This is a genomic window from Collinsella aerofaciens (genome assembly GCF_039758965.1).
GTDB lineage: Bacteria > Actinomycetota > Coriobacteriia > Coriobacteriales > Coriobacteriaceae > Collinsella > Collinsella aerofaciens_BR.
In genome coordinates, this window is the sequence record NZ_JBDMSL010000002.1 from 23172 (window position 1) to 49432 (window position 26261).

Consider the following 26261-nt stretch of genomic DNA (forward strand, 5'->3'; position numbering starts at 1 on the left):
CCAGTACGGCGGCTAAAACGCGGTGAACGGCAGGGCCACAAAACGCATACGCCTAAACCGCACATTCCTCGCATTCGGCATCGAGACGTGCCTTAACGGCATCGGCGGCAATGTGATACGAAAAGCCCTTGCCCATCAAAAACCGAACCAGTTTTTCGAATCCGCGCGTCTCTGGAACACGCCGCTTGGCGAGCAGGGCTGACGCACGCGCCAAATCGTCTTCGACGGCAAAATAATCCTCGGGATAACCGGGAATGTCATCGAGCACAACATGACGTCGCTTGAGCTCGGTCTCGATTTTGCGCTGTCCCCAACCGCGCCGCTTGCGTTCCTCGATAAAGTACGAGCAAAAGCGGTTCTCGTCTAAAAAGCGATACTCGGTGGCGCGCTCGACGGCGAAATCGATCGCGGGCTGGCGAAAGCCGTAGCGAGCCAACTTGTCACGGACCTCACCCGTCGCATGGTCGCGGCGCGATAACATCTCGGTCACCATGGTAAGTGCACATTTACGCTCGATGAGCTGCACCGCCTCACGGAAGTTGTCCCAATCACAGGGAAGATCGGGGCGGTTTTTGACATACAGCCGCGCAACCCGCACGGGAATCCAAATGGACCGCTCAAAACCGCCCTCAAGCTCACAATCGATATGTGCGCAAGGCTTTTTGGACGCATACCCGCTCGAGAACGAGGAGGCCGACTTCTTATCGGGAAAGACGACCGTAGCCTCGGTCACCGTATACGACATGAGCGTAACCGCTACTCGTCGTCATCATCGAGCATGGCGGAACCATCGATGGCATAAAGCTCGTCAAACTCCCCAGGCGCAGGCTGATCGGTCAACTCGACCTCGGACGGAGCATCGTCATCAAACTCAAGCCCGCAGGCGAGGCGGACCTTATGCTCAATCTCGTCGGCGCAATCGGGGTGTTCGCGCAGGAACGCCTTGGCGGCCTCGCGACCGTTGCCGAGCTTGTCCTCGCCATAGGCAAACCAGGAGCCCATCTTCTTGCAGATGCCGCACTCGACAGCCATGTCCAGAATCGAGCCCTCCTTAGAGATGCCCGTGCCGTACATGATGTCGAACTCAGCAGAACGGAACGGAGCTGCCACCTTGTTCTTAACGACCTTGGCGCGCACGCGGTTACCGATAACCTCGTCCTTAAGCTTAATGCTGTCGATACGGCGAATGTCGATACGCACCGAAGAGAAGAACTTAAGGGCGCGGCCGCCCGTCGTGGTCTCGGGGTTGCCGAACATGACGCCGATCTTCTCACGCAGCTGATTAATGAAGATGCACGTCGTGTTGGACTTGGACAGCGAGCCGGCGAGCTTGCGAAGCGCCTGGCTCATCAGGCGAGCTTGCAAGCCGACCGTGGTATCGCCGATTTCTCCCTCGATCTCGGCACGCGGGGTCAGCGCGGCGACGGAGTCGACGACGATGGCATCGATGGCGCCGGAACGCACGAGCATGTCAACAATCTCGAGCGCCTGCTCGCCCGTATCGGGCTGGGAAATGAGCACCTCGTCGATATCCACGCCGATGCGCGCGGCATACGTGGGATCGAGCGCATGCTCGGCATCGATAAATGCCACAACGCCACCCATTGCCTGGGCCTCGGCCAGGATCTCAAGCGAAAGCGTCGTCTTACCGGAGGACTCAGGACCGTAAATCTCGACGATACGGCCGCGCGGCACACCGCCGATACCCAGAGCGGCATCGAGGGCCAGGGCGCCCGTGGGAATGGCCTCGACCTCGAGCTCGGGACCACCGTCGCCGTACCTCATGATGGAACCCTGGCCGAATTTCTTCTCGATCTCGGCCTTGGTGGTGGCGATCATCTCATCGCGCTCTTTACCCGTCGTGCGAGCATGAACGGTACGTACGGGACCTGAATTCTTGGCCATGAATAGCCCTCCTCTTAACAACCTGCATCGATAATAAACGAACGGCTGTTCGTGGTCAACCGTTCAGGCCAATCATATGCAGGCGGTCTTTCCAAAACCCAACCAAACGCCGACCAAACACTGACCAAATGCTTGACCACAAAGGAACAAATAAGAGCAAGGAAGGCAAAAATACATCTACAACCAGCACAAACGCCAAATGAGCCTAAGGTCCCTATCTCCACAATTAAGGGGCTCGGAGGCCCCTTAAAACACGTCTATTCCATAGAGTTGAGCACAAGGGCAATGCGACCCAATGCCTCCGTGACCGCATGGGCACGAACACACGAACGGTCGCCCTCATAGTGGCAGCGCACAGAGTCCACGACCGGCACGCCCCCATCGGCGGAACGATGCGCCCAGCCAATATAGAAAGTGCCCGCCGGATCGTCCTCAGTGCCACCGCCGGGGCCGGCATAACCCGTTGCGCTCACTGCAATATCGCTCTGGTACAGCTCCAGCGAACCCACCGCCATCTCGCGCGCGGTCTGATGCGACACCGCGGTATAGCGGTCGAGCGTCTCCTGCTCAACACCAAGAACACGATGCTTAATCTCATCGCAATAGGTCACCGCACCGCCACGCAGCACCGCCGAGGCGCCCGGGATATCGGCAATCGTCGAGGCGATCATACCCGCCGTCAGCGACTCAGCCGTCGAAACCGTCACGTCCCGAGCGCTCGCGCGCTCGACAATATCACGCGCCAGCTCCTCGTTATGTGCGGAAATCTGCTCAAAAGAGTCCGTCATACCCACCAGGACCTAGACCGAAAAGACGATCTTGCGGCAGTTCCAGAAGTACTGGGCGCCCGAGATAACGGTCAGGACAACGGCAACGGCGTACAGGAAGCGCGACACCGAGTAGATGCCGAGCGTCAGCGCCACCGGGCCAAGGTGCAAGCCAGCCATAGCAAAAACGCACAGGTAACCGCAAATGGAGACCATCGTGGTTGCCGTCTTGTACTTGCCGAGCTTATCGGCCGCAACGACCACACCGGCCGCACTCGCGACCATGCGAAGGGCGCTCACCAGAAGCTCACGGAACAGGATAATGAACACGGACCACACGGTCACCGCGCCAAAATCCAAGAACAGCAGCAGGGCCGAGAACACGAGCAGCTTATCGGCGATGGGGTCCAAGAACTTACCGAAGTCGGTGATCTCGTTGCGCGAACGCGCCAGATAACCGTCGACCTTATCGGTGCACGACAGGATCACATACAGAATGAAGGCAGCGGCGGCGAGCGGGCCGTCGAAGATGCTCCAATCCGTACCGGCAACACTCGTGTGAGAAAGCGCCGACACGATCATGAACACCGGGATAAAGACGATGCGAACGCACGTCACGATGTTGGCGGGCGTCCAGACACTCGTCAGTTCCTTATTGCTCTCGTTAGCCACGACGCTCTCCTACTCCACAACATGACCGATAAGCTCATAGCAGAAGCTATCGGTAAACTCGACGGTCAGAATATCGCCCACGGACGCCTCGCTGGCGTCCAGATGCACCGCGCCATCGGAATCGGGCGCCTGGAACCAGGCATGGCCGATCAGCTCGGCGCCATCCTCGGTCTCTTCGATACCGTCGACGATTACCTGGGCGCGCTCGCCCACATGTGCGGCGGTGGCGGCAAAACCGAGCGACTCGGCCAGGTCCATGGCCTCCTGGGCGCGCTCGAGCTTAACCTCCTCATCGACCTGACCCTCCATCTTGGCGGCCAGGCTGCCTTCCTCACGCGAGTAGGCAAAGACACTCGTATAGTCAAAGCCGACGGTGTCCATAAAGTCGATAAGGTCGCGGAACTCGTCGTCGGTCTCGGTCGGGAAGCCGACCATGGCCGTGGAACGAATCACGATGCCGGGGATGCGCTCGCGAAGGTCGCGGAACAGATCCTCGAGCTCCTGGCGCGAACCGGAGCGACGCATGGCCTTGAGAATGCGCGCGTCGCAGTGCTGCACGGGGATATCGATATAGGGCAGTACCTCGGGCGTATCGCGAATCGTCTCGATGAGTTCGTCAGTCATGCCCTCGGGCTGCAGATAGAGCACGCGGACCCAGACGTTGTGCGGGCGTACGGCCTCGGCGACGGCACGCAGCAGCTGCGCCAGATTGCGCGGCGAGCCATCAGTGACGTCCTCATCGGCAAAGTCGGTACCCCAGATGCCCGTGTCCTGGCCGATCAGCACAATCTCGCGCACACCGCCGGCAACCAGGTCACGCACCTCGGAGATAATGCTCTCGGCATTGCGCGAGTGATAGCGACCGCGGATGTAGGGAATCATGCAGAAGCTGCAGAAGCGGTTGCAGCCATCGGAAATCTTGACGTAGGCGACAGCACCCTCGACGGTACGCTTGACCTGCGGGATATAGGCTGCAATCTCGCGCTCGACACCCAGCACGCCATCGATGACCGCCACGATGCCGTCTTCCTCGTCGGCCTTCACAAAGGCAGCGACCTCGGGCAGCTCGTCAGGCAGGTCATCGCCATAGCGCGACGGCACGCAGCCGCACATGACGATGGGGCAAGAACGAACGCCGTCCTGAACCTCGTTGGCGAGCTCGAGCGTGGTCTCGATGCTCTCGGACGTTGCGGAGGCGAGGAACGAGCAAGTATTGACGATGGCGATATCGGCATCCTGCGGGTCGAATGCCTCCTCGTAGCCCGCGGCGGTCAAAAGAGAACGCATGCGGTCGGTGTCAACCTCGTTCTTAGCGCACCCGAGGGTGATGTAGAGCACGGAGCCCAACGGTGTATCCATGTTGGAGAGCAGTCCTTTCGATTGATATTAGCGGTAGTTGGTGAACTGCAGCGGCTGGTCGTAGTCCTGGTCGCGCAGGAACTGGATCACGGTCTGCAACGCGTCCTTCGAAGCAGAGGAAACACGCAGCTTGTCGGCCTCGATGGTCACCTTGACCTTGAGCTTTTGATCCTTGATGTCCTTGTTGATCTTCTTGGCGGTCGCCTGGTCGATACCCTCGACGATATGGCCGAGCACGCGCACGGTGCCGCCCGATGCCGCCTGCGGAGCATCCCACGAGACAGCCTTGAGGTCGATGCCGCGCTTGATGAGCTTGGAGCTCAGCACGTCGACAACCTGTTTGGAGACAAAGTCGGCCGGGGCGTTGATCGTAAAGAGCTTGTCGCCCTTCGAAAGCTCAATCGTGGCGCCGGAATCCTTAAGGTCATAGCGCTGGGAAATCTCGCGCGTGGTCTGCTGGAAGGCGTTGTCGACCTCTTGCATGTTGACCTCGGACACGACGTCGAAGCTGGAATCTTTAGCCATGATGTTTCCTTTCGCGTACGAGCGGCTTAGTAGCTATCGTACGAATAGTCGGTAGAATCGCTGGGCGTCTGACCGTCAGTTGCGGTATCGGCGCCATCCGTGGAGTGGGCATCGGTACCGTCGGTGGTATCGGTACCATCGGTGGTGTCGGTACCATCAGAACTTTCACCATTCTCGGAATCAGACGTCTCCTTCTTGGGAACGGTGATCGTCACACGCGCCACGCCCGAGGTCTTGGTATCGTAACGGACCTTTTCACCGTTCTTGGTAACGGTGACATCGGAAGGCTTGGACGTGGTGATCTCGATCGAAGACTCGGGCGTGTACTCCTGCTCAAAGGGGCCAGTCGCCTGGGCGCCATAGACCGACTTGCCGTCAACCTTGACCTCAATCCACGCGGTCTTTCCCTTGGCAACGGAGACTTTGACCTTCGTGACCTCGTTCTCTTCCTTCTTGGCCGTCGTCTTGGTAGCGTCCGAATCAGTCGACTCATCCGTCGCCTCATCGGTGTCTTCGTCCTCGTCGACCGTTTCGGTCTTCTTAGAAGACTTCTTGGTCGGCATCTTGGTAGCAGTGGGCGTCTCGGGCGTGTTCTCGGGCGCCGAAGATGCGCAGCCACGCAGAAGCACCACGATGAGCACAATCAACAGCAGCGCAACGGCACCGATGCCGGCGTAGACGATACGCGGATCGAGCCCGTTGTTTTGAGGAGTACGTGATCCGCCGCGTCCACGACTGGAACTGCTGCGGCCGCCTCCCTGAGGCATACGACCACGATTGCTATCGGAACGGCCGCGATAGCCACCCTGGCCCTGAAGGCTGCGCTGACCCGAGCGGAGCGCAAGTTCACCGCGGCCTTGATAGCCACGCTGGCCCGAACGCGGAGCCGAAGAGCGCTGGCCATACGGCTGTGATTGAGAGCGAAGACGCGGCGTCACCTGCGTGGTATCGGCATCCGCATAGCCACCGCGAGAGCGTCCGGTGGAGGCACCACGGTAACCGCGATCGGAATAGCCGCCGTCGCCGTAGCCGGCACGAGGGTCACGCGCTACACCACGGGCAGCGGGAAGTGCACGGTCCTCGGGCATCGGCGTACTGCGGAACCGGTCACGCTGTGAGCGAATCTCCTCACCCGAACCCGTCTCGGTAATATAACCGGCCTGCTGAGGACGCTGTCCATAGCGGGTCGAACGACCACCCTGAACCATCAGGAAGCGCCCGTTGTCGACCGAGGAACGCGAATTGACGTAGCCGGCGGCGTCCTGAAAACGACCGCCCTGCTGCGACGTCTCGCGTTCGTATGCCATCAGGTCGTCAAAGTAGGCATTGACGACCTCGCGCGGATTGAGGCCCAAAAAGCGAGCATAGCTCGAAATCATGCCCTGCGCATAGCCGCGCGGCGGCATCGAAGCAAAGTTACCGGTCTCGAAAAACTCGATGATCTGCGGCCTGATTTTGATGGTGTTGGCGACCTGCTGAATGGAAAGGCCCATTCGGCGACGCTGCTCGAGCAGCATGTCACCAAAGCGTGCAGCCATCAGAATCCTCCAAACTCACGATCTTCACGTGCCATCTCGGCGTCGACAGATTCCAGCGCGGCAAGCCCCTCCTCGTCCAACAGGACCTCGCGCGGCTTGGAACCGTCGGGCGGGCCGACGACACCCTTTTCTTCCAGCATGTCCATAATACGCCCGGCACGCGCATAGCCAACCTTCAGGCGGCGTTGCAGGCCAGATGTGGAGCCAAGCTGCGAATCCACCACAATATGGGCGGCTTCCCAGATGAGCGGATCATCGTCTTGCGGCTCGGCGACTCCGGTACGGACAATGCCGCCGCCACCCGCCATGGACATGGAAGCGGGCGCCACGGCAGACAGGATCTCCTCGTGGTAGTCGGGCTCGCTCTGCGACTTGACGAACTCGACAATCTCGTTGATTTCGTCATCCGAGACAAAGCAGCCCTGGATACGGCGGGGCTTGCCCCAGTCGACCTTGGAGAACAGCATGTCGCCCAAACCGGTGAGCTTTTCGGCACCCATCTGGTCGATGATGACGCGCGAGTCGATGCCCGTGGCGACGTTAAAGGCGATGCGGTTGGTGATGTTGGCCTTGATAAGGCCCGTCACCACATTGGAACTGGGGCGCTGCGTGGCCACGATAAGATGAATACCGGCGGCACGGCCCAGCTGGGCGATACGTACGATCGAGGCCTCGACATCCTTACCGGCGACCATCATCAGGTCCGAGAGCTCGTCAATGATGATGACCAGGTAGGGCATCTTTTGCGGCGGATTATCGTAATGCTCAAACTCGCCGGCGGCCTGCTTTTCGTTGTAGGTCGAAATCTTACGCACGTTAAGGCGCTCGAAGACCTTCAGGCGACGCTCCATCTCGGACACGGCCCATTGCAGGGCGCTCGCAGCCTGCTTGGGTTCGGTAACGACCGGTACGTAAAGATGCGGCAGGCCGTTATAGCCCGCGAGCTCGACGCGCTTGGGGTCGACCATGATCAGGCGAACGTCCTCGGGAAGCGCGCGCATGAGCAGGGTCGTGATGATGGAGTTGATCATGACCGACTTACCGGAACCGGTCGTACCGGCGATCAGCAGGTGGGGCATCTTGGCAAGGTCGGCGACGACCGGCGTGCCCTCGGCATCGCGCCCGATTGCGAGCTCAAGCGGACCGCCCTTCACATAGGGCAGCACGTCGCCCAGGTTGACGTTCTGGCGCTTGCGATTGGGGATCTCGATGCCCACGAGCGAGGTGCCGGGGATCGGGGCAAAGATACGCACCGACTGGGCAGCGAGCGAAAGCGCGATATCGTCCTCGAGGCTCGAAATCTTGCTCACGCGCTCGCCCTCGCCAGGTTGCAGCTTAAAGGTCGTCACCGTGGGGCCGGCGATCCAGCCGACCACGCGGGCACTACGACCAAACTCCAGCAAGGTGGACTGAAGAGACTCGGCAGTCTGTTCCAGCTCCTTGTCAGAAGACGCGGAGGAAGCCGACTGCGGGTTGGCATGCAGGATTTCGAGCGGCGGAAGCTTGAGGCCGTCCTCTTCTTCGCCCTCGTTATCTGCGGCGCCACCGTCCGCTCCCCCATCGCTAGCCGCAGCCGATTCGACAGCACTCGAGGCAGGCGCATCGGCAACCTTGGGATGCTTCAAGAAGTCGGGAATCTGAGGTGCAGCCGAAACAGGATTCACGGCAAACGGCGGCTCGGACTCGTCGATCTTATCGGGGTCGTCTTCCATCGAAAGCTGACCGGTTACCTGGTTGCGCTTTGCATGGCAACGCGGCAGCAAAGTTGTCTTTGCGGTCTCAATCGGTGCCTCGTCGTCCTCGTCATCGCCCTCAGTGAGCTCAATCTCGCTATCGGACCAAGACGGGTCGGGCTCGCTCGTGTTGAGTTTGGGCGCAGCCTTGCCCTTCTTGACATGGCGGCGCGGCAACAGTGTGGTCTTGGCCCGCTCAGCTTCCACGGCCTCGGACACGTCGACAAACGGGTCATCGTCCTCATCGTCATCGTCCAAAACCGGGTCCACATCGTTGCCCATAACCGTGGTCACGGCAGCATCGGAGCCCTTTTGACGAAGAATGCTCAAGTGCGGACGGGCAACGCCGGGCACCGACAGGGCTTCGTCGTCACCCCACGGGCTCGCGTTGACGTCGGAACGACGGCGCTCGGCAAAATCGGCCGCACGGTCGCGAGCAGAGCGCAGCACGCCACCCACCGAAAAGCCGATGATGACAAAACCAACGACGGCCAGACCCAACAGGACCACCATCGCGATAGGCTTACCCAGTGCATTCTGCAGCGCACTCGCAATAAACGCACCGATGTAGCCACCCGAGGCGGACAGATTTTGCGGCGTAAACATAAGGTCACACGAGTCGCTCGTACCCGGCACCATCAGAGAAAGAATGGAGACAACGGCGATAAAGACCACGGCTCCGCCCGCGACCGAGCGAATGTTGAGCGGCGAGTCCTCGCCTAAAAAGAGCGTGGCGGCAAACAGCAAAATGACGATCGGCAGCACGTAGGCGCCCAGACCAAAGCCCAGGTGGTAGAAACCGGCAACCGCAGCCGTAACGGGTGCTGTTGCCGGAGAAATCACGGCAATGAAGGACGCAATCGCCAAAACGGCGATGACCACGCCGGCAATATCGCGGTTGGCCGAGGGCTCGACCAGGGGCTCAAAATCGTTGAAGTCGGCCTCGTGGCCCTTATTGGCACGAAGATGGGAACCGGCACCCTTAGCAGATGCCGGTTGGTTATTGGCCTTATTACCTTTGGCGTTTTGTGCAGATCCGCGCGCCAAACTAAACCTCCATGACGACCGGGATGATCATCGGACGGGTGCGCGTACGACTCCAGATAAAGTTAGAGAGCGAGTCGCGCACGGCCTTGCGAATGGCATCGGAGCCGCTGCTCGTAAAGCTGAACTTGCCCTTCTCGATCGTCTTCATGATGGACGCGGAGGCATCCTCAGAGAACTGGTCGTCGATGGCAAACGAGACGCCGCGGCCCGAGAACTCGATGGCCTCGATCTTCTTGTGCTTGAGCGAGACGATGGCAACAGCGGTAACCATACCGTCATTGGCGAGCTTCTGACGATCGCGCAGGACGATGGGGTCGGTATCGCCGATACGCAGGCCGTCGACGTAGACGACGCCGGACTCGACGGGCGTACCACGCTTGACGATACCACCGCGCATCTCGAGCGTGTCGCCGTTATCAAGGATAAAGATATGATCGTCCTTGATGCCCATCTTGCGGGCCAGCTGGGCATGGGCGCGCAGATGCACGGCCTCACCGTGAACCGGCATAAAGTACGTGGGCTTGGCCATGGCCATCAGGAGCTTAAGCTCCTCCTGGCTGCCGTGGCCCGAGACGTGAACAAGAGCGCGGTTCTTATCCCACACGTCGCAGCCGAGCTTGGCCAGGCTGTTGACGACCTGCTGGACAGCTTTCTCGTTGCCGGGAACGGGAGTTGCCGAGAGGATGACGGTATCGCCCTCGTGGATAGAGAGCGTCTTGTGCTCGCCATTGGCCATGCGGGACAGGGCCGACAACGGCTCGCCCTGCGAACCGGTGCACATGACGACGATCTTGTCGTCGGGCAGGTTATCGATATCGAAGGCATCGATGATATCGGCATCGTCGATGTTGAGGTAGCCCAGCTCGCGCGCGACGCGGGTGTTGGTGAGCATGGAGCGACCGGTCACAACGACCTTACGGCCGCACTTGCGGGCGGCATCGCAGATCTGCTGCAAACGGTGGATATGGCTCGAGAAGGAAGCGACGAACACGCGACCCGGGGCGTTCTTGATGGCATGCAGCAGGTTGGGACCAACCTCGGCCTCGGACTTGGTAAAGCCGGGAACCGTGGCATTGGTGGAGTCGGAAAGCAGCAGGTCGATGCCCTGCTTGGCAAAGCGGCTGATAGCGGCATAGTCGGGCGTGACGCCGTCGATGGGCGTCTGGTCGAGCTTAAAGTCGCCGGTGTGCATAACGGTGCCCTGATTGGTGCGGATAAACACGCCCAGAGCGCCGGGGATGGAATGCGTCATCGAGAAGAAGTCGAGCGAGATGCCGCCGAGGTTGACATGGCTGCCGCCCTTGACCTCGCGGAACTTGGGTGCGCGAATGCGGAACTCAGAAAGCTTGCCCTCGATAAAGCCAAGCGTCAGCTTGCTCGAGAAGATGGGCACCTTGTTGTTGAGGTCCTGCAGCAGGTACGGAAGCGAACCGGTGTGGTCCTCGTGGCCGTGGGTGACGACGATACCGCGGAGCTTCTCCTCGTTCTCCAGGACATAGGTGTAGTCAGGAAGGACCAGATCGATACCGGGCTGTGAGTCGTCGGGGAACATGAGACCAGCGTCGACGAGCACCATGTCGTCGCCGCACTCGAAGACCGTCATGTTCTTGCCGATGCCATCAAGGCCGCCGAGCGGGATGATCTTCAAGGGAGATGATTTTTTAGCTGCCATAGGTGAGTGTTGTTTCCTTTCTTCGAAACGGGTCTGGAACAACCGGCGGGGCGCTTCTGGCAAACCGACCGTCGGGAACGTACAACAATGCATCACAGAGTCGATGCAATAACCACAGTATGATACCCATTTGCACAACAACAGACCACCCATGCATCAAAGCCCCATCTGGACCCGTCTATCCCGCCGGTTTCCCGCGAGGGCGGGCACGGATGAAGTTTCCTGCTCTACAGTCCTGCTCACGACGGAGGCCACATTAAGTGGCCTCCTGTTCGTGCGGAACTCGCGATAAACTTCATCCGTGCCCGCCCTCGCGGGGAACCTACCAAAAAGGGGCAGGTTTATTTTGGTCGGTTTTATTTAGGGAAATGCTGCTGCAGCTATCTACAGATCTGAAATCTGACTACCGATTAGACTGTCCAACTTATATAGCGAGCGGCACTAACCAGCCCTTTTTCTTGCGACCGGGAGGGCCGCATATGAAGTTTATCGCGAGTTCCGCACGCAAAGGAAAGCACTTAATGTGCTTTCCGTCTTGCGCAGGACTGTAGAGCAGGAAACTTCATATGCGGCCCTCCCGGGCGCAAGCAAAAGGGCGACCCCTGTCCGGAGTCGCCCTTGTTGAGCTGATTATGTGCGGCTGTTACTCGACGTCGTGGTGACGGCGGGGCTTGCGGCCTCCGTTGTCGCCGGGACGGCGCGGACGGTCGCTGCGCTCGGAGCGCTCGCGACGCGGACGCTCACGGCGCTGGAAGTGCTCGCCGTCGCCCTCGGAGGAACCCTCGGCGCGAGCCGGGGCCTCGGGCTTGTCGAGACGATCGAGCGAGATTTTGCCGCGATCGTCGACCTCGATGACGACGACCTTGACCTCGTCGCCCACGTTGAGGACGTCCTCGACTTTCTCCACGCGGCCCTTGGCGACGCGGGAGATGTGCAGCAGGCCGTCCTTACCGGGCAGCAGGTTGACGAAGGCGCCGAAGGGCTGGATGGAGACCACGCGACCGGTGTACTCCTCGCCCGGCTCGGGAACCTTGATGATGAGCTTGATGCGCTCGACAGCCTGGTCCACGGACTCGCCGGTGCCGCCGACAAAGACGGTGCCGTCCTCCTGGATGTCGACCGAAGCACCGGTCTCGTCCTGGATGCCGCGGATGACCTTACCGCCGGAACCGATGACGTCGCGAATCTTGTCAGTCGGAACCTGGATGGAGACGATACGCGGAGCGGTGCTGCGCGTGGTGTGACGCGGCTCGGGGATCACATCGAGCATCTTCTGCAGAATGAAGGCGCGACCCTCCTTGGCCTGCTGCAGAGCGCGGGCCAGGATGTCGAAGGTGAGGCCGGTGGCCTTGTTGTCCATCTGCAGGGCGGTGATGCCCTCGGTGGTGCCGGTGACCTTAAAGTCCATGTCGCCCAGGAAGTCCTCGAGACCCTGGATGTCGGACAGGACCACGGTCTTGCCCTCCTCCTGGATCAGGCCCATGGCGATACCGGAGACCGGGCGCTTAATGGGCACGCCGCCGTCCATAAGGGCGAGCGTGGAGCCGCAGGTCGAAGCCATCGAAGAGGAGCCGTTGGACTCCATAACCTCGGAGACGACGCGGATGGCGTAGGGGAACTCGTTCTCGTCGGGAAGCACCGGAAGTAGAGCGCGCTCGGCCAGGTTGCCGTGGCCGATCTCGCGGCGCTTGGGGCTGCCCATGCGGCCGGTCTCGCCGGTGCAGAACGGCGGGAAGTTGTAGTGGTGCATGTAGCGCTTGCCCTCGGTGGGCTCGATGGTATCCAGACGCTGGCCCTCGTTGAGCATGCCGAGCGACAGGACGGAAAGAACCTGAGTCTGGCCACGCTGGAACAGGCCGGAGCCGTGAACGAGCGGCAGGTAGTTGTCCTTCACCATGATGGGACGAATCTCGTCGGCGGCACGGCCGTCGACGCGCTCACCGGTCTCGACGACCATGGTGCGCATGGCCTTCTTCTCGAGCTTCTTGAGCGCCACGGGGATCTCGCGCTCCCAAGCGGCCTGCTCCTCCTCGGTGAACTCGGCGCGGATGGACTCCTTCAGAGCCTCGACCTTACCGATGCGGGAAAGCTTGTCGGCGTCGCGCAGGGCAGCGGCCATCTCGTCGTAGTGGGCGAAGATGCGCTCCTGGACCTCCTCGACGGGCTGGTCGAGCGGGTACTCCTTCTTAACGATAGCGCCGTTGACCTGCTCCCACTCGGCGACGAACTCGTCTTGGGCCTGGCAGAAGGCAGCGAGGGCCTCCTGACCAAACTTCATAGCGGCGAGCATGTCGTCCTCGGAGATCTCCTCGGCACCGGCCTCGACCATCGAGATGAAGTCGGCAGAGCCGCCCAGCTCCAGGTCCAGGTCGGAGTTCTCGCGCTCCTCATAGGTGGGGTTGACGATAAACTCGCCGGTCTCCACGTTGCGGCCGATGCGCACGCAGGCAAGCGGGCCCTCGAAGGGCACGCCGCCGAGCGTCATGGCCAGAGAGGCGCCCATGACGTTGATGACGTCGAAAGGGTTGACCTGGTCGGCGACGAGCGAGGTGGCGACGATGTGCACCTCGTTGCGGAAGCCGTCCGGGAAGCTAGGGCGGATCGGGCGGTCGATCATACGAGCCGTGAGCGTGGCCTTCTCGCTGGGACGGCCCTCGCGCTTGAGGTAACCACCCGGGATACGGCCGGCAGCGTACATCTTCTCGTTGAAGTCGACGGTCAGCGGGAAGAAGTCGTAATTCTTGCGCTCCTTGGAGACGACCACGGTATCGAGCATCGTGGTGTCGCCCTGCTTGACCAGACAAGCGCCGGTGGCCTGCTTGGCAAGCTCGCCAGACTCGAAGGTGTAGGTCTTGCCGTATAGCTCAAAGGTCTTGGATACGAGTGTCATTGTTCTCCTTTACCCCGCAGGCCCCTTGCCTGCGGGCTTCTCATGTGACGCGGGCCCCCTGCCCCCGCCACGCTTCAGAGCGTGATTGTTCACGCCCTTACACAAAAAGAGCGCCCCGCTGCGCAGGACGCTCTTAGCATGTACAAATCCTTACTGGATGTTGTCGCGGATGCCCAGAGCCTTGATGAGCTCACGGTACTCGACGATGTCGTTCTTCTTGATGTAGGAAAGAAGACGACGACGACGGCCGACGAGCATGAGCAGGCCACGACGGGTGTGGAAGTCCTTCTGGTGGGACTTCATGTGCTCGGTCAGCTCCTTGATGCGCTCGGTCAGGATGGCGACCTGAACCTTGGGGTTGCCGGTGTCGACCGGGGTGTTACCGAACTGGGCAGTCAGCTCCGCCTTGCGCTCTTTGGAAACAGTCATTGTTTCACCTTTCGTTTTACGTCGCCCGCAGGCGACTCGATTCGCCTCGGACTGGGAAGCCGCCGGTGGAGCGAGCAACCAAGGTCGAGGTACCAACAGGTCGGCATGATACCACAAGCAGCCCGCGCCTGCGCATCATCACCGACCCAACATGAATTCCATCGCACGGAGACGCTGATCGGTGTGCGTCGCAGCCCAAACATGCGAAAGCCCCAGCAAAAAAGCTGCGGTATGGGGGTCGACCCTCTCGGCCAAGAGCGAATCGAAGGTCATGGACATGAGGGCGCGCAGCCATGCGACCTCACCGGTCGACACCAACTCGGCACCCGGAACGCTCGACGCGCACGAGCCGCACATGAGCCCGCCGGCCTGGGGCGAAAAGTACGACAGCATGGGATCTCCACACAGTACGCAGGCCGAAAAATCGGGTCGGTAGCCAACGTGCGACAGCAGCTTAAAGACATATGCCGCCACAAGCAGATCCATATGCGCTGTGTCGAGCCCGCTGCCCACCAGGGCAAGCGCTCGCTGCGTTATGGCAAAGGTATACGGGTCCTCGGCGTCCTCGAACGAGCACACGCGCGCGACCTCGGCGATCGCGCTTGCGGCGCAGGTCGTCTCGTAATCGGGTGCTGCGCCGAGCGGCGCCTCCATAAGCTCGGCCTGGGAAACCACATCGAGCGAACGTCCATGCGCAAGCAGCATGTCAACGGTACTGAACAGCTCGCAGCGCGCAGCCAGGCGCCCACCGGGTTTGCGGGCGCCCTTTGCCACGGCACGAACCTGCCGACCCCGCTCGTCAAGCATCGTCAGGATCAGGTCCGTCTCTTTGAGCTTCGTCTTATCGAGGACGAGCACCTTCGTGCGATATGTCCGGGAGCCTGCCATGCGTGCCGCGCGCCCTTAGTCCTCGGCGTTGTAGCCAAAGCGGCGAATCTGGGCCTCGTCGTCACGCCAGCCGGCCTTGACCTTCACGTCCAGCTCCAAAAAAACCTGCGTGCCAAAGATGCGCTCAAGATCGCGACGGGCGTCAATACCGATATGCTTGATCATCTCGCCGCCCTTGCCGATGATGATGCCCTTTTGGCCTTCGCGCTCGACGTAAATGGTGGCGTGCACGCGCAGCACCTTCTTGGTCTGCTCGAGCGCATCGCAGATCACGCCAACGGAGTGCGGGATCTCATCACGGGTGCGGCGCAAGACCTTCTCGCGCACAAACTCGGCAACGAGCGTCTCGTCGGAAGCGTCGGTACCCATATCCTCGGGGAACCAACGCGGACCCTCGGGCAAAAAGTGCGCAACGGTCTCGATGAAGGCATCGACGTTGAAGTTCTTGACGGACGACGTCACGATCTCGTCGTCATATTCCATGAGCTCGTGGGCGGCCTTAAGCTGCTCCATGACCTGTGCGGGGTCGGCCTCATCGGCCTTGGTGAGCACCAGGACCTTCTTGGAACGGGCATTCTTGACGCGCTCGGCAACCCAGGCGTCTCCCCTACCGATCGGTTTGGTGGCATCAATCAAAAACGCGACGACGTCGACATCGTTCAGTTCGAACAACGCGCTCTTGTTGAGCTCGGATCCCAGACCGTCCTTGGGCTTGTGAATACCCGGGGTGTCGACAAAGACCAGCTGGAAGCCGGGACGGTTGACGACGGCGCGCATGCGGCGGCGGGTCGTCTGGGCCACCGGCGAGGTGATGGCGACCTTTTTGCCATAGCAGGCGTTGAGCAGCGTGGACTTGCCGGCGTTGGGGCGGCCGACCAGCGCCACGAAGCCGCTGCGGAAACCGGGCTCAACGTCGCCAAAGCCCACGAGGCTATCGTCCTCGTCGCACAGGGCGTCGAGTTCCTCGTCGCTCATGCCCTCAAACGGGTCGAACTCCTCGACCTCCTCGCAATCCTCGGTCGCTTCGGCATCCACCGCATCCAGGGACTCGTCATCCAGAGTTTCATCGATAGGCTGCATAGTGTCGGACATGGAAATCCCTTTCTAAATAAAGTCGAGCGCGTGGGCAAATACCAGCAATCCCACAATCGCGGCGGTGATGGAAAGTACGTATACGGAGGCGGCGGCGATATCTTTCGCACGCTTTGCCAGAGGATGGAGCTCCTGGGTCGCCAGGTCGACGATCGCCTCCATGGCGGTGTTGCACAGCTCGCCGTGAATTACCAGGCCACAGCAGATGATAACCGTGGCCCATTCGGCAATATCGAGCCCCACGATGCAGCCGGCAATGACGGTGCACACGCCTGCCGCGAGCATAACCTTGATGTTGCGCTCGGTCTTGACGGCGGTGACGAAGCCCTCCATGGCATAGGAGAACGACTTTAAGAAGGACGGATGGTCCTTGCTCGATCCGGGAATCATAGAAGGCTCCTAGTCGTGGGCATGGTTGGTGATGGGGCCGACGTGGACCAGCTTGGGGTCCTCGCCGCGCTCGAGCGCCAGATCGCGCAGGATGGCGTCCTCGCGGGCCTCCATGACCTCGGCCTCGTCGTCCTCGATATGGTCATACCCCAGCAGGTGCAGCATGCCATGCACGAGCATCAGGCGGCACTCGTCGGCAGGGCTATTACCAAAGCCGGGGGCCTGACGGGCAATGACCTCCGGGGCCAGGATGATATCGCCGAGCTCGAGCGTCTCGTCTGCGGGAATATCCTCGTCAAAGGCGGAGTCGCATTCAAACGAGAGGACATCGGTAGTACGGTCGATACCACGCCACTCGTGGTTGAGTTCGTGCATCTCGTCCTCATCGACATATGAAAGGGAAATCTCAACTTCACGCTCAACGCCCTCGGCGGCAAGCACGACCTCGCAGATGTGCTCTACCTCCTGAGCGTCGAGCAGCGTATCGAGCTCGGCATCGTTGCTGATCAATACACTCAACGGGACTCCTTTCGGTCGCGCACGCGCTTCTCGCGTACATCATCATAAGCATCGTATGCCTCGACGATACGCCCCACCAAGGCATGGCGTACCACGTCGGCACGCTCGAGGTGAGAAAATGCGACATCGTCGACACGGCCCAAAATCTGCTCAACGTCGGCAAGACCGCCACGACGGCCCACCAGGTCACGCTGACTCAGGTCGCCGGTAATCACAAACTTGGAGTTAAAGCCCAAGCGCGTCAGGAACATCTTCATCTGCTCGGGCGTGGTATTTTGCGCCTCGTCAAGCACCACGAAGGCATCGCACAGCGTGCGGCCGCGCATATAGGCAAGTGGGGCGATCTCGATCACGCCGCGCTCCATGAGCTCATCGGTGCGCTCGCGATCCATCATGTCAAAAAGTGCATCGTAGAGCGGACGCATGTAGGGATCGATCTTTTCCTCGAGGGTACCGGGCAAAAAGCCCAGGTTCTCCCCCGCCTCGACAACTGGACGCGTCAAGATCAGACGGCCCACCTCGTGACGCTTGAGTGCGGCAACAGCGAGCGCCATGGCCAGATAGGTCTTACCGGTACCGGCAGGACCCAGGCCAAACGTGATGGTATTTGAGCGGATGGCATCCACATAGCGCTTTTGACCGAGCGTCTTGGGGCGAATGACGCGACCGCGATACGAAAGCAGCACGTCATCGCGAAGCGACGTAGCCTCGTGCTCACCGTCGCGCAAGACGGCCAGGCAGCGAGAGACATCGTCGGCAGAAAGCGTGCGCCCGGCAGCCGCCTCGCGAAAAGCATGCTCGAAAAAACGCGCCACAAGCTCGACCTCATCCGGGTCACCGCTCACAGCGATGCTGTCGCCACGGGCGACCACGTGGGCGCGAACTAAGCTCTCCAGCGCACGAAGGACGCCGTCGCCGGCACCCAAAACGCGCGAGGGGTCAATACCCTCGGGAACGGTAAGTCTAATCTTCGAGGCTTCCATGAACCTCCCTGCGTGCATGGACCAAGCCGGAATCATCGACTCCGATGATAGCAACATCGAGCAGGCACGGGGCTGTGAGTCCACAGGTATCGTCAAGACGGGCATGATGGAACGAACCGAGCGTCAGGTTGTCGCCATACTCGAGCACGGCGCGCTCGACGGTGCCCACGCGACGGCGAGCGTCGACAATGGCAAGCTCCTGCGCCGCGGCTCGCATACGACGACTGCGCTCGGCCATAACCTCGGGCGGCACCTGGTCGGGCATGTCGGCAGCAAGGGTACCGGGACGCCTGCTGTAGCGAAACACGTGCATACGCGAAAAGCCCACGCGGCGGCACAGCGCCAGCGACTCCTCAAACTCCTCGTCCGTCTCGCCGGGAAAACCGACGATGACATCGCACGAAAGAGACACCTGAGGCAAGTTGGTGCGAATCATGCGCACCGTCTCCTCAAAGGCCTCGGCGCTATAGGGACGGCCCATGCGATGCAGTGTCCTGGTGCAGCCGGACTGCACGGGCAGGTGTAAAAACGGGGCGATGCGCTTCGGATAGCGCGCCATGACCTTAAGCAGGGACTCGGAGATATCCATGGGCTCGACCGAGGAAATGCGCACATGCGGAATGGACGTGCGCTCCATGATCGCCTCGAGCAGCTCATCGATCTCGACGTGTTCATCAGTCGCGCTCTTGCCATCGTAGGCGCCCAGGTTCACGCCCGTCAGCACTACCTCGGGCACGCCGGCCTCCTGGGCCTCGCGAACCTGCTCGAGTACGGACTCGACCGGCACGGAGCGCTCGGGGCCGCGGGCCTTCCATACAATGCAATAGGTGCAACGATGGTTGCAGCCGTCCTGGATCTTCACGCCCAGACGCGAGCGACCGAGCGCGTCGACCACCTCGCCGTCACTGCAGGCGGGAACGTCATCGGACTCAACGCCCAGCACCTCACAGACGCGTTCGGCGACATCGATCTTGGACGGCTCGGCGATCACGCGGTCCGAAAGCTCCAGCAGCTCCTCGGGGTGCAGATTGACTACGCAACCGGTCACGACCACATAGGGCACGTTTGGATAAGCTAGCGCATGGCGAACGGCCTTACGGGTCTTGGCCTCGGCCTCGCCCGTAACGGCACAGGTGTTAATGACGATCAGCTCAGCATCCTGAGGCTCCACCATCGCAAAGCCCAGGCGCATTAGATCGGCAGTGATACGGTCGGACTCAACCCGGTTGACGCGGCAGCCGAGGTTGACGACAGAGATATGTGGTGCGAGCACGCGGGCTCCTTAATCGAGGATGTCGTCGAGAGCGCTCTTGATGCGATCGGTTACCGACTTCTTACCGGATGCGACGTCATCGCCCATCTCGTCGGCAAAGGCGCGAAGCAGCTCGCGCTGCTTGTTGGAAAGGTTCGTGGGGACGACCACGCGCATCTGAACGATAAGACGGCCACGCGAACCGCCACCGCCGATACGCGGCATGCCGTAATTGTTGACGCTCACGGTGTCACCGTACTGTGTGCCGGCGGGGACGCACACCTTGACGACCTCATCGGGCATAATGCCCTCGACCTCGATCTCGCAGCCGAGCGCGGCCTGCGCAATCGAGATATCGCTCACCAAGTACAGATCATCGCCATTACGCTTAAAACGCTCGTGATCGGCGACACGCACGTTGACGATCAGGTCGCCCGAGGGCTCGCCGCGAAGGCCGGCCTCGCCAAAACCACTCACGCGCAGCTGGCGACCGGTCGAAACACCGGCGGGAATATCGATGTCGATCTTTTCGTGCGAAGGCGTACGACCCTGACCGTCGCAGGTCTCGCAGGGATGATCGATGACCGTGCCCTCGCCATGGCAGTCGGGGCAAGGCGAAGAGGACTGAACCTGGCCCAGGAACGAGCGCTGGACCGTCGTGACATAGCCCGTGCCGTGGCAACGGCTGCACTGCTTTTCCTGTGCGCCCTCGGCCCTACCGGTGCCGTTGCAATCCTCGCAGGGAGCAAGGCGGTCATAGCTGATTGTCTTTTTGCAACCGAGTGCCGCCTCCTCAAGGGTCACCGAAAGGGAGATGGCCATATCGCGGCCGCGACGACGCTCACGACGATTTCGGGCGCCACCGCCGGCACCGCCACCAAAGAACGACGAAAAGAGGTCGTCCATACCCATGCCGCCAAAAATATCGTTAATGTCGACGTAGCCCGAACCACCAGGGCCTTCGGCAGTGCCGTAACGGTCGTAGTTAGCACGCTTCTGCTCGTCGGAAAGAACGGAATATGCCTCGTTGAGCTCTTTGAACTTGGCCTCGGCCTCGGGGTCGTCCGAAACGTCCGGGTGTACGGTACGGGCCTTCTTTAGAAACGCGCGCTTAATCGTCCGCGCGTCGGCATCCTTGTCGACGCCAAGCACCTCGTAGTAATCCCTATTTTCCGACACGACCGAATCCTTCCGACTTTCATTATTGTCACAGTGCGTCCTATACCCAAGCTGGGCCGGCCGCAAACAGAGGGTTTGATGTTATTGCATTCCGTAAGGCGAAAGCATGGCACGCTGCGAGCAGCTCGCAAACCAAACCGACACGAGCGCAAACATAAATCCGTTGGCAAAACCGTTGACAAACTGCATCGCGCCGCGCTTCCACCACAGCAGGCTGCGATGCAGCACGCCGTCCGAGAGCACCATGAACAAGCCCATGGCAAACGGAATAAAGCACATCACGGCAAAGGCTGAGAACACGCCCGAGATGGCCGACAGCACCAAAAACGGCGCCACGATGCCCATCAGGTAAAAACCGGTACGGGCCTTGCCCTCCAGACGCTCGGCCTCAACATGGGCGCGACCGACCAGATCGCCACCCGAGGCACCGTTGGTGCCGGCGTGACCCATACCGCTAATACAGACCTCGTCGCCATCGTGCGTACCGGCAGGAAACTCAATCGTCTGCTCGGAGGTCACACGGGTCCGCCCGCTGCCGCCGCAATCGGGGCAGGGGTCGGCGACGACCTTACCGGAACCGCCGCACTCGGGGCAGACCGACTGGAACGTGCCGGCACCGAACAGGAAGGACAGGTCGACATCGATGTGGCCGCGACCACCGCAGCTCGGACAGGTATGTGCATGCTCGGACGAGACAGAACCCGAGCCTCCGCAGTGACCACAGGTATCGAAGCGCGTATAGCGGACGGTCTTGCGGGCACCGCCCTTGGCCTCCTTGGCGTCGAGCTTAATATCGATGACCACGTTGGCGCCGTTCTCGGGATTATAGGCAGCCTGCCCGCGACGCGGCTGACCCCAGGCGCCACCAAAGGGAAAGCCGCCCTCAAAGGGATTACCATAGCCTGCGCTGCCGGCGTAGCCGCCGCCATAGGGCGAAGCCGTGGGAGCGCCGGCGAAGGGATTACCCGAACGCATGGCGTCATAGCGCGCACGCTTCTGCTCATCCGATAGCACAGCGTAGGCCTCGGAAACCTCTTTGAACTTTTCCTCGGCATCCGGCTCTTTGTTGACGTCCGGATGGAGCTTGCGTGCCTTTTGCTGGAAGGCCTTCTGTATATCACGCGAGGTGGCGTCCTTGGAGACACCCAAAATCTCGTAGTAATCTTTTTCATTCATCGTCGCCATGCGCGGCAACCTCCTGCTCACAGCAGCGTATATATTGCGGTAATTCTACCCGAGCGGCCTAAGCTAGACCCCAAAACAGCTCGAACAGCACATTTCCATCGAGCCAGCCCAAGTGGGTGGGCGCTAAACGAGCACGGACGCGACCTGCGATAACGTCTTTCGAGGTGACGCGACCCACATGTCCTTCAATATAATCGGGCACCCAAGTGGCAAGGCCCAACTCGAGCGCACGGTCACAGGCCGCCGCCAGCTCGTCTGCAGCGATCACGCTTGCCGAGCGAACCAACACATCGGGCCCAATGCCACGCGTCATGCGGCAGGCAAGCATCAAATCCTCGGCCGCAGCCTCGCGCTGCGACAGAAACTCGGCCTCAAACGTCGTCGCGGCATCGTTGCGTTGCACCAAGCGCACGCGATACGCATCGCCGCGAGCAGGCACGTCGGGAAACAGCCCGGCCAAGCGATCGAAATCCCCGGCGTCGAGCATACCGGCGGCAGAGCGACCCAAGCCCAGATAGCCCTGTCCGGTCCAATAGGCAATGTTATGGGCACACTCATGGCCGTCGAGCGCGTAGCTTGCCACCTCATACGGCTGATAGCCGGCCGCACCCAGGCGCTCACGCGCCGCGTCCATGCATGCAGCCTGAAAATCCTCGTCGGGCTCGAGCGACTCGTCGCGGCACGCCATGAGGTAGAGCGGCGTGCCCTCCTCGAGCGTGAGCGGGTACACCGATACATGATGCGGTTCCACTGCCAGTACGCCATCGAGCGTACTCTGCCAGCTTACGGCGGTCTGCCCGGGAAGGCCGCACATCAGGTCGCACGAAACATCGAGCCCGGCGTCCTTAACCGTCGTGATGGCAGCGAGCGCCCGATCGGCATCGTGAATGCGACCGATGGCGGTAAGTTCGGCGTTATCGAGCGTTTGCACGCCCAGAGAGACGCGTGTGACACCAACCTTGGCAAGCGCAGCGGTAAGCTCGGCGGTCAGCGACTCAGGATTGGCTTCGCAGGTAAACTCAACGGGCTTGCACCACGCAGAGATACGCCGGGCGAGTTCTACCAGGCGCTCCCCCGCCAGCGACGGCGTGCCGCCGCCAACATAGACGGTACGGATCTGCGCAAGCGCCCCGACGTCTCCAAAGGCATCAAGGCGCGCATACAACTGCTCAAAATAGGCATCGAGCGCAGCGCTCAGGTCGCACGGAGCAAAACTGCGCGAGTCAAAGTCGCAGTACCGGCACTTTTGGGCGCAAAACGGCACATGCACGTACAGCGCGCTAACGGCCACCGTTAGGCCTCCAGCGGATGAGCGGGCACCGACTCGCCGGCGGCAAGTGTGGCCTCGCAGGCCACCACATCGCGCTCGATATCATCGACCAATGCCATGAACTCCTCGTATGTGGAGCAGCGCACCACTTGAGCGCGCCAGGCGGCAGCATGGGGCATGCCCTTTAGATACCAGCTCGCGTACGTGCGGGCACGCGACATGAGCGGCAACAGCTCGTGCGTGAGCGTCAGGTGCTCGCGAAGGGCATCCAGGCGCTCGCATGAGGAGCGAGACGGCGCCGGCGTGCCATCGAGCGCAAGGGCGCGGGCATCGCCGAACACCCAGGGATTGCCATAGATACCGCGCGCGATAAACACGGCACTGGCGCCAGAGCTGCGCAGACGCTCCGCCGCATCCTCGGCGCAGAACACGTCGCCCGAACCGATCACGGGAATCTCGACGGCATCTGCGACCTCATCGACGACCGACCAATCGGCCTGACCCGTATAAAGCTGCGTGGCACAGCGACCATGTACCGCCACCGCAGCGGCCCCTGCCCCCTCGAGCATCTGGGCAAACGTCGCGGCATTGCGGTCTTCGGCGTAAAAGCCCTTGCGGATTTTTACGGTCACGGGCACATGCGCCGCGCTCACCGCCGCCTCGACGATCTGCTCTGCCAGCTCGGGCGTGCGCATGAGCGCCGAGCCCTCGCCCTTGGTAACGACCTTGCGAGCGGGGCATGCCATATTGATATCGATCAGCGTCAGGCGATCGCCCACACGTTCCTCGACGGCAGCGACAGCACTCGCAAACTGATCGGGTTTGGAGCCAAAGAGCTGCACGCAGATCTGCTCTTCCTCATCGGCAGGCAGCACCAGACGCCACGTCTTATTGCTGGCATAGGCAAGTCCCGCCACGCTCACCATCTCGCTATAGGCAAGATGGGCACCGCGGCGGCGGCACATGATGCGGTAGGCAGGGTCGGTCACGCCGGCCATAGGAGCCATAAGGAACGGCTGCTCGGCATAGGCACCCAGCAGCCGCGTACTGTATTCAGAAAGCGCCATGGACCTACTCGTCCACCTTGAGGATCGCCATAAAGGCCTCTTGCGGGACCTCGACCGAACCGATGGCCTTCATGCGCTTCTTGCCCTCTTTCTGCTTCTCGAGCAGCTTGCGCTTTCGCGAGATATCGCCGCCATAGCACTTGGCCAAAACGTCCTTGCGGCGCGCCTTGACGGTGGAGCGGGCAATGATCTTGTTGCCGATGGCACCCTGAATAGGCACCTCGAACAGCTGGCGCGGAATGATTTCCTTGAGCTTGTCGCACAGGCCGCGAGCCAGGCCATAGGCCTTGTCCTTGTGCACGATAAACGACAGCGCGTCCACCTCGTCGCCCGAAAGCAAGATATCGAGCTTGACGAGCTCGGAGGGACGGTACTCGTTGAACTCATAGTCGAGCGAGGCATATCCCTTGGTACGGCTCTTGAGCTGATCGAAGAAGTCCAAGATGAGCTCGGCGAGCGGCATATCAAAGCGCATCTCGACCGATTTGCTCGTGAGATGGATCATGTCGGTCGTAATGCCGCGGTGCTCGATAGCGAGCTGCATGACGGCACCCGTATACTCGGGCGGGCAGATAATCTTGGCCTTGAGGTAGGGCTCCTCGATGCGCTCGATGCGCGTAGCCTCGGGCAGATCCTGCGGGCTGCGGACATCAATCATCTCACCGTCGGTCTTGTAGACGTGATAGTCCACCGAAGGGCTCGTGGCAATCAGATCCAGATTGAACTCGCGCTCCAGGCGCTCCTTGACGACCTCCATATGCAGCAGGCCTAAGAAGCCAACGCGGAAACCAAAGCCGAGCGCCACCGAGGTCTCGGGCTCCCACACCAACGACGGGTCGTTGACATGCAGTTTGTCGAGCGCGTCGCGCAGGTTCTCGTAATCCTTGTTGTCGATCGGGAACAGGCCCGTGTAGACCATGGGCTTGGCCTCGCGGTAGCCGGGAAGCGGCTCGGGGCAGGGATTCGACGCCCACGTAAGGGTATCGCCCACGCGAACGGCCTCGGGGTCTTTCAGGCCCGTGACCACGTAGCCCACCTCGCCGACCGTCAACGCATCAACCGGGGTCTCGGCGGGACGCTTGACGCCCACACCATCGACCAAAAAGTCACCCTTTGCCTGCATCATAAGCAGGGTATCGCCCTTTTTAATGGAGCCGTCAAAGACGCGGACCGTGGCAACGACGCCGCGGTACTCATCAAAATACGAGTCCAGGATGAGCGCCTTGAGCGGCGCGTTCGCATCGCCCTTGGGCGGAGAGATCAAAAATACGATGGACTCCAGCAGATCGTGAATGCCCTCGCCAGTCTTGCCCGATACGCATACGGCATCGTCGGCAGGAATCGCTAAGTCGTCCTCGATCTCGGTCTTTACCTCGTCGGGGTGTGCCGACGGCAGGTCGATCTTGTTGATGGCGGGCACGATATCCAGATTGGCGTTCATGGCGAGCGTCGCGTTGGAGACGGTCTGCGCCTCGACGCCCTGCGTGGCGTCGACGACGAGCACCGCGCCCTCACAGGCGGCCAGCGAGCGCGAGACCTCATAGGTAAAGTCCACGTGGCCCGGCGTATCGATCAGGTTGAACTGATACGTCTCGCCATCGTCGGCATCATAGGACACGCGAACGGCATTGGACTTGATTGTGATGCCGCGCTCGCGCTCGATATCCATGGTGTCGAGCAGCTGAGACTCCATGTCGCGCTCGTCGACGGTATGGGTGAGCTCGAGGATGCGGTCACTGATCGTGGACTTGCCATGGTCGATGTGCGCAACGATCGAAAAGTTGCGGATGTGGGAAATGTCAATTGAAGTATTCATGCGGACTATCTTACCCGAGCGATACAAAAAATGGAGCCTGTTCCATAAAACAGGCTCCATTTATGCGCGTAATCTGTGTGGTG

The 26261-nt window shown here is 60.9% G+C and carries 22 protein-coding genes; all 22 read right to left on the reverse strand.

Features of this window, described 5'->3' with window-relative positions:
• Positions 1-52 precede the first annotated feature (52 nt).
• Positions 53-745 (reverse strand): regulatory protein RecX, encoded by a 693-nt coding sequence (locus tag ABHU32_RS00835; RefSeq protein ID WP_346978503.1) that lies wholly within the window; start codon positions 743-745, stop codon positions 53-55.
• Between the two features lie 11 nt (positions 746-756).
• On the reverse strand, positions 757-1905 hold the full coding sequence (recA, locus tag ABHU32_RS00840; RefSeq protein ID WP_346978504.1) for a recombinase RecA: 1149 nt from the start codon (positions 1903-1905) through the stop codon (positions 757-759).
• Between the two features lie 257 nt (positions 1906-2162).
• Positions 2163-2693 (reverse strand): CinA family protein, encoded by a 531-nt coding sequence (locus ABHU32_RS00845; RefSeq protein ID WP_346978506.1) that lies wholly within the window; start codon positions 2691-2693, stop codon positions 2163-2165.
• A 12-nt stretch (positions 2694-2705) separates the two neighbouring features.
• Complete coding sequence (gene pgsA / locus ABHU32_RS00850; protein ID WP_229025873.1) at positions 2706-3254, reverse strand: CDP-diacylglycerol--glycerol-3-phosphate 3-phosphatidyltransferase; 549 nt, start codon at positions 3252-3254, stop codon at positions 2706-2708.
• Between the two features lie 99 nt (positions 3255-3353).
• A complete protein-coding gene (rimO, locus tag ABHU32_RS00855) occupies positions 3354-4703 on the reverse strand; it encodes a 30S ribosomal protein S12 methylthiotransferase RimO (RefSeq protein ID WP_346978507.1) in 1350 nt (449 codons plus the stop codon).
• Positions 4704-4730: 27 nt separating this feature from the next.
• Positions 4731-5228, reverse strand: coding sequence for a YajQ family cyclic di-GMP-binding protein (locus ABHU32_RS00860; RefSeq protein ID WP_346978509.1), 498 nt, complete (start codon positions 5226-5228; stop codon positions 4731-4733).
• 26 nt (positions 5229-5254) lie between these two features.
• Complete coding sequence (locus ABHU32_RS00865) at positions 5255-6766, reverse strand: RodZ domain-containing protein (protein ID WP_346978511.1); 1512 nt, start codon at positions 6764-6766, stop codon at positions 5255-5257.
• Entirely contained in the window at positions 6766-9546 is a 2781-nt protein-coding gene (locus ABHU32_RS00870; protein ID WP_346978513.1) for an FtsK/SpoIIIE family DNA translocase, read from the reverse strand. The genes ABHU32_RS00865 and ABHU32_RS00870 overlap by 1 nt, the downstream gene beginning before the upstream one ends.
• 1 nt (position 9547) lies before the next feature.
• On the reverse strand, positions 9548-11218 hold the full coding sequence (locus tag ABHU32_RS00875; protein ID WP_006235967.1) for a ribonuclease J: 1671 nt from the start codon (positions 11216-11218) through the stop codon (positions 9548-9550).
• A 643-nt stretch (positions 11219-11861) separates the two neighbouring features.
• Positions 11862-14108, reverse strand: a complete 2247-nt coding sequence (locus ABHU32_RS00880) for a polyribonucleotide nucleotidyltransferase (RefSeq protein WP_346978515.1) — start codon at positions 14106-14108, stop codon at positions 11862-11864.
• Between the two features lie 150 nt (positions 14109-14258).
• Positions 14259-14537 carry a 30S ribosomal protein S15 gene (gene rpsO / locus ABHU32_RS00885; protein ID WP_099431792.1) on the reverse strand — a complete coding sequence of 93 codons (279 nt, stop codon included), beginning with the start codon at positions 14535-14537 and terminating at the stop codon, positions 14259-14261.
• A 138-nt stretch (positions 14538-14675) separates the two neighbouring features.
• Entirely contained in the window at positions 14676-15425 is a 750-nt protein-coding gene (gene recO / locus ABHU32_RS00890) for a DNA repair protein RecO (protein ID WP_346978516.1), read from the reverse strand.
• Between the two features lie 15 nt (positions 15426-15440).
• Positions 15441-16517, reverse strand: coding sequence for a GTPase Era (gene era / locus ABHU32_RS00895; RefSeq protein ID WP_346978517.1), 1077 nt, complete (start codon positions 16515-16517; stop codon positions 15441-15443).
• A 12-nt stretch (positions 16518-16529) separates the two neighbouring features.
• Positions 16530-16907, reverse strand: a complete 378-nt coding sequence (locus tag ABHU32_RS00900; RefSeq protein WP_346978518.1) for a diacylglycerol kinase family protein — start codon at positions 16905-16907, stop codon at positions 16530-16532.
• Positions 16908-16916: 9 nt separating this feature from the next.
• A complete protein-coding gene (gene ybeY, locus ABHU32_RS00905; RefSeq protein WP_346978520.1) occupies positions 16917-17426 on the reverse strand; it encodes an rRNA maturation RNase YbeY in 510 nt (169 codons plus the stop codon).
• Positions 17423-18409, reverse strand: a complete 987-nt coding sequence (locus ABHU32_RS00910; protein ID WP_346978521.1) for a PhoH family protein — start codon at positions 18407-18409, stop codon at positions 17423-17425. The genes ybeY and ABHU32_RS00910 overlap by 4 nt, the downstream gene beginning before the upstream one ends.
• Positions 18390-19682 carry a MiaB/RimO family radical SAM methylthiotransferase gene (locus ABHU32_RS00915; protein WP_346978522.1) on the reverse strand — a complete coding sequence of 431 codons (1293 nt, stop codon included), beginning with the start codon at positions 19680-19682 and terminating at the stop codon, positions 18390-18392. Before ABHU32_RS00915 ends, ABHU32_RS00910 begins: the two co-directional genes overlap by 20 nt.
• 9 nt (positions 19683-19691) lie before the next feature.
• Positions 19692-20840 carry a molecular chaperone DnaJ gene (gene dnaJ, locus ABHU32_RS00920; protein WP_346978523.1) on the reverse strand — a complete coding sequence of 383 codons (1149 nt, stop codon included), beginning with the start codon at positions 20838-20840 and terminating at the stop codon, positions 19692-19694.
• A gap of 81 nt (positions 20841-20921) precedes the next feature.
• Positions 20922-22025: a DnaJ domain-containing protein gene (locus ABHU32_RS00925; protein WP_346978524.1), complete on the reverse strand. Its 1104-nt coding sequence runs from the start codon at positions 22023-22025 to the stop codon at positions 20922-20924.
• A 58-nt stretch (positions 22026-22083) separates the two neighbouring features.
• The gene (gene hemW, locus ABHU32_RS00930; RefSeq protein WP_346978525.1) at positions 22084-23316 is read right to left on the reverse strand and encodes a radical SAM family heme chaperone HemW; all 1233 of its coding nucleotides are present in this window, start codon (positions 23314-23316) and stop codon (positions 22084-22086) included.
• 2 nt (positions 23317-23318) lie between these two features.
• A complete protein-coding gene (dusB, locus tag ABHU32_RS00935) occupies positions 23319-24362 on the reverse strand; it encodes a tRNA dihydrouridine synthase DusB (RefSeq protein ID WP_346978526.1) in 1044 nt (347 codons plus the stop codon).
• Between the two features lie 4 nt (positions 24363-24366).
• Positions 24367-26178, reverse strand: a complete 1812-nt coding sequence (gene lepA / locus ABHU32_RS00940; RefSeq protein ID WP_346978528.1) for a translation elongation factor 4 — start codon at positions 26176-26178, stop codon at positions 24367-24369.
• Positions 26179-26261 lie beyond the last annotated feature (83 nt).